The sequence below is a fragment of the Corynebacterium sp. HMSC034H07 genome, from assembly GCF_001815175.1.
In the GTDB taxonomy this organism is placed as follows: domain Bacteria; phylum Actinomycetota; class Actinomycetes; order Mycobacteriales; family Mycobacteriaceae; genus Corynebacterium; species Corynebacterium hiratae.
The window spans coordinates 34,223-38,228 of the sequence record NZ_KV819485.1 but is presented as its reverse complement, the minus strand read 5'-3'; the positions used below and the strand labels follow the sequence as shown (position 1 = coordinate 38,228).

At 60.3% G+C, this 4,006-nt stretch carries 4 protein-coding genes and 1 pseudogene; 1 reads left to right on the top strand and 4 read right to left on the bottom strand.

The window, feature by feature from the left end; all coding sequences use genetic code 11:
* Nucleotides 1-466: 466 nt before the first annotated feature.
* Nucleotides 467-793 (bottom strand): annotated as a pseudogene (locus HMPREF3009_RS01085) (phage portal protein); the annotation flags it as partial.
* Nucleotides 794-833: 40 nt separating this feature from the next.
* On the opposite strand from HMPREF3009_RS01085, the gene HMPREF3009_RS01080 reads away from it, so the two are divergent.
* Nucleotides 834-1,496 (top strand): hypothetical protein, encoded by a 663-nt coding sequence (locus HMPREF3009_RS01080; RefSeq protein ID WP_070512867.1) that lies wholly within the window; start codon nucleotides 834-836, stop codon nucleotides 1,494-1,496.
* Between the two features lie 2 nt (nucleotides 1,497-1,498).
* On the opposite strand, the gene HMPREF3009_RS01075 is transcribed toward HMPREF3009_RS01080, so the two are convergent.
* The 3 genes from HMPREF3009_RS01075 to HMPREF3009_RS01065 form a co-directional block, all read right to left on the bottom strand.
* Nucleotides 1,499-3,127: a terminase large subunit gene (locus HMPREF3009_RS01075; protein ID WP_070679473.1), complete on the bottom strand. Its 1,629-nt coding sequence runs from the start codon at nucleotides 3,125-3,127 to the stop codon at nucleotides 1,499-1,501.
* 111 nt (nucleotides 3,128-3,238) lie between these two features.
* On the bottom strand, nucleotides 3,239-3,529 hold the full coding sequence (locus tag HMPREF3009_RS01070) for a hypothetical protein (RefSeq protein ID WP_060797819.1): 291 nt from the start codon (nucleotides 3,527-3,529) through the stop codon (nucleotides 3,239-3,241).
* Between the two features lie 33 nt (nucleotides 3,530-3,562).
* Nucleotides 3,563-3,850 (bottom strand): Nmad4 family putative nucleotide modification protein, encoded by a 288-nt coding sequence (locus tag HMPREF3009_RS01065; RefSeq protein WP_070509867.1) that lies wholly within the window; start codon nucleotides 3,848-3,850, stop codon nucleotides 3,563-3,565.
* Nucleotides 3,851-4,006: the final 156 nt, after the last annotated feature.

Sequence of the window (4,006 nt, the reverse complement as noted above, 5' to 3'; positions counted from 1 at the left end):
CTACGTGTCCACGATTTGCGGGCAACCCCATGGGGGTCAGGGGTGCATTAGCGTGAGTCATGAGCGGGTCTCTTCTGGCAGGTGGGTTGTTGAGGAACTTCCATCCTGCCGGGCGGGGCCCGCTCGTCTCATCTCAGCCCGTGCCTCGTGCCAAGAACCTCATGACCCACAAAACCTAGAACCATCAGAACCGCACCTCAAGCCGATTGCGCAGGAAGCCCAGTCGGCCCCTCAGCGTGCCCGAAAACAACATCGCCGAAGTAAAACAGATGCCCTTCACACCCCCAACAAACTCACCCACGGAGTTGACAACCTATATAGGAACACCCCCTCCTCGGTTGGCGACGCTACACGTCAGCAAGGAACGGCTCATGGAAGCACACAAACGCTGCGCGTTGAGGGCTTCAACTCGCCCCAGAAACAAGAAACCCCTGGTCAACAGGGGTTAGGCTGCGACGGCAGGTCTTATCAAATCCGAGGTCTTTGGCTCACGGAAGACGAAGCTGGTCATCTCCGGGTTGGGCTCATCGTGCAGCAGCCGGTAGAGCGTGTGGTCGGTGGCTTTGACCTTCGACCCGTCCTTCTCGATTCTGTAGACGTGCAGGGGCAGGCCCGCGATCGCCTCCGCCAAGATCCGCACGCACGAATACACCGCAGTCATCTGCATCGCGCTTCGTTCGGTGACCGTCCGTCCGGAGCTGGTGGGCCCGAACAGGAAGCTGTAGCTCGAAGACAGTTGGTGGTTCGACACCTGCCGGGCATTAGTGCCGCGTAGCCAGTCGAATAACCCCATGAGCGTCCTTTCAGTTAGCAGACGCCGTAAGATCTCTTTTATGGGCAAGAAAGACGACACGCAAGAACTCCCCAGCCTCAAATCCGAGAAGGTTGAGGGCTTCAGCTTCGTCGAGTCCGGAACGATCGCCGCTTATCAGATGACGTATGACCGAATCTTCTGGGATCTCGATCATGCGCTGTCTGAGCTTGCCGGTCGGCAGGTCGATTTTGCGAACCTTATTCACGCTGCTGCTCACCTTCGACTCGTATTAGAACGAGTCACCACAGCGTCATTCATCGCCGCATACAACATCTTTCTGGAAGCTCAGGAGAGCGTCACCACGGCAAAGGACTTTGGAGAAGTCCGCAAGAAGTTGAAGAAACTGAATAGTAACTACTGGCCTGTAGCTTTTGGCCAGGTCACACACGATGGCAATACAGGACTTGGCGTACTGCCAAACGTGGGTGTTCAGGAAACCGAAGTCGGACGAATCTGGGGAAACCTCAGTGGAATCCTCCACGCAACAAACCCGTTCAAAGAGAAGACATCTACTCCAGACCAAGACTTCACAATGCTCAAAGACCTCGCGTTTGATCTAGAAGATTTGCTTCGCTCTCACATAGTTCAGCTCGCGGATTCCAGTGAGGTGTTCTATCTGCGACGCCTTCCGGACGGTGAAATCGCAGTCCAAGCATTCAAAACAGAGGCACCGCTTCTCTGAGGTCATAAAACCAGAAGTCCGCGCTCGTCATACACCGACCCGCCCACATCAGCGCTACCACCCCGGATAGCCCGGTCGAGGGCCATGATGGTGGCGACGACCCCGTCGATCTTCTCGGTGGACTTTTGCTTGTCGGGTTTGATGTTTCCCGCCGGGTCTTGGCGCACGTGAATGTTGTCGACCATCCAGGCCAGCACCGGGTGGCCCCCGTGGGCGAGGCGGCCTTCGAGTGCGAGCTTCATCAGCTCCTTGCTCGGTGGGCTCATGTCCTTGAAGCCCTGCCCGAAGGGCACGACGGTGAAACCGGCATCGTCGAGGTTTTGGCTCATTTGGACTGCGCCCCACCGGTCGAAGGCGATCTCGCGGATATCGAACCTCTCGCCGAGCTGCTCAATGAGGTGCTCGATGTGGGCGTAGTGGACCACGTTGCCTTGCGTGGTCTCAAGAAAGCCTTGGGCGTGCCACAGGTCGTAGGGCACGTGATCACGCGCCACCCGCAGCGAAAGGTTGTCCTCGGGAATCCAGAACCACGGGACGATCCGGTACTTCTCATCGTCCCCGTAGGGCGGGAAGACGAGCACGAACGCGGTGATATCCGTCGTGGAGGCCAAGTCCAGCCCGCCGTAGCAGGGCCTGCCCTCCAGCTCGTCTAGGTCTACCGGGTCTGCGCATGCGTCCCAGATGTGCATGGGCATCCACCGCACGGACTGTTTCACCCACTGGTTAAGCCGCAGCTGGCGAAACGAGTTCTCCTCGGCGGGGTTCTGGCGAGCCGAGTTGCACGCGGCCCGCACCTTCTCCACCGGCACCGTGACGCCAAGCGAGGGGTTGGCCTTGTGCCAGACCTTTTCATCCGTCCAGTCATCATCCAGGTCTGCGCCGTAGATCACCGGGTAGAAGGTGGGGTCGTGGTAGATCACCGGGTAGAAGGTGGGGTCGTGTTTCTTGCCCGCCAGGATGTCGCGCGCTTTTTGGTGCTGCTCGTAGCAGATGCTGTGGGTGTCGGTGCCTGCGGTGGTGATGAGGAAGTACAGCGGCTGGGTGCGCGCATCACCAGAGCCCTTGGTCATCACGTCGAACAGGGCCCGGTTGGGTTGGGTGTGCAGCTCGTCAAAGACGACACCGGAGATGTTGAACCCGTGCTTGGAGTACGCCTCAGCCGAGAGCACCTGGTAGAAGCTGTTGGTCGGCTTGTAGATGATGCGCTTCTGACTGCTGAGGATTTTCACCCGCTTCGATAGGGCTGGTGATTGGCGGATCATGTCGGCGGCGACCTCGAAGACGATGCTGGCTTGCTGCCGGTCGGCCGCGCATCCGTAGACCTCGGCGGCTTGTTCCCCGTCCCCGCAGGTCAGCAGCAGCGCGATCGCGGCGGCCAGCTCGGACTTGCCCTGCTTCTTGGGGATCTCCACATAGGCGGTGGTGAACTGGCGGTAGCCGTCGGGTTTGATGGTGCCGAACAGGTCGCGCACGATCTGTTCTTGCCAACCCAGCAGTGTGAAGGGTGTGCCTGCCCAGCGGCCTTTGGTGTGGCGCAGCGCCTGAATGAATGCGACAGCGAAATCCGCTTTGCGCTGGTTGTAGGTGGAGCCGTCGGCCATGAACCGGGTTGGCTGATACGTGCTCGTCATCGTGGCGGCAGCTCCTTCCTCGGGGCATAAGAAAAGCCCCAAAACCGTGTGGGGCGAAACGGAGAGTGTGGGGCCAGTCCTGATCCTTGGGGGTCGGGACGGTGCGAGGGGTTAGCAGTAGGTGGCGCGGAAGTTGGCGACCACCTGGTCGGTGTCGAAGCCGCCGTAGCGCCAATCGGACAGGCCGCGCTGCCTGGCCAGGGCGATGATCTGGTCGGCTTTGGTGTAGTGCCAGCCGATGCGGCTGAGCGTGTGGATGGGGATCTTCTCGGCCCCGACCTCCTCGGCGAGCTCGTCGAGGACGCTGAAGGGGATCTCGGCGGCAGTCTGGATCTCACCGTGCGGGGCGGCGTCGGCGGGGATCTCCAGGTGGTTGGTGATCAGGTTCCGGGTGGCGTCCATCGCGGGTCCTCCTTGGCCTTGGTGGGGTGTGGGTTAGATCTGGCTCAGGGCCCAGGCGATGGCGTGCCCGGCGTCTGCGAAAAGGTGGTCGGCCTCGGCGATGAGCTCCAGGGCGCATTCGCTGCGGCCGCGTGCGTTCGGGCCGAAGCCGTCGATCGGGGCTTCGGTGAGGCGGTAGACCTGGGCGCTGTTGCCGTAGCCGTCTTTCTTGGTCCAGGTCGCGAAGGTGGCCAGCGTGTAGTCGCCGTGTGCGAGGATCGCCCCGTAGGAGTCGACGCGCATCTGCAGGGCTTCGGCGGTGAGCTTCTCGGTGGTGTTCATGGCTGTTGTCCTTTCCTGAGGGGCTGTTCTTTTGTCATGTACATACAGCCATAGGTGCGGTCGCTTATCCAGTCGTATTTGCCCAGATCAGGCACTATTTTTTGGGATCTACAGCACTCGGAGACCGTGGAGAATCAAGGCTTGTGACGAGGGGAA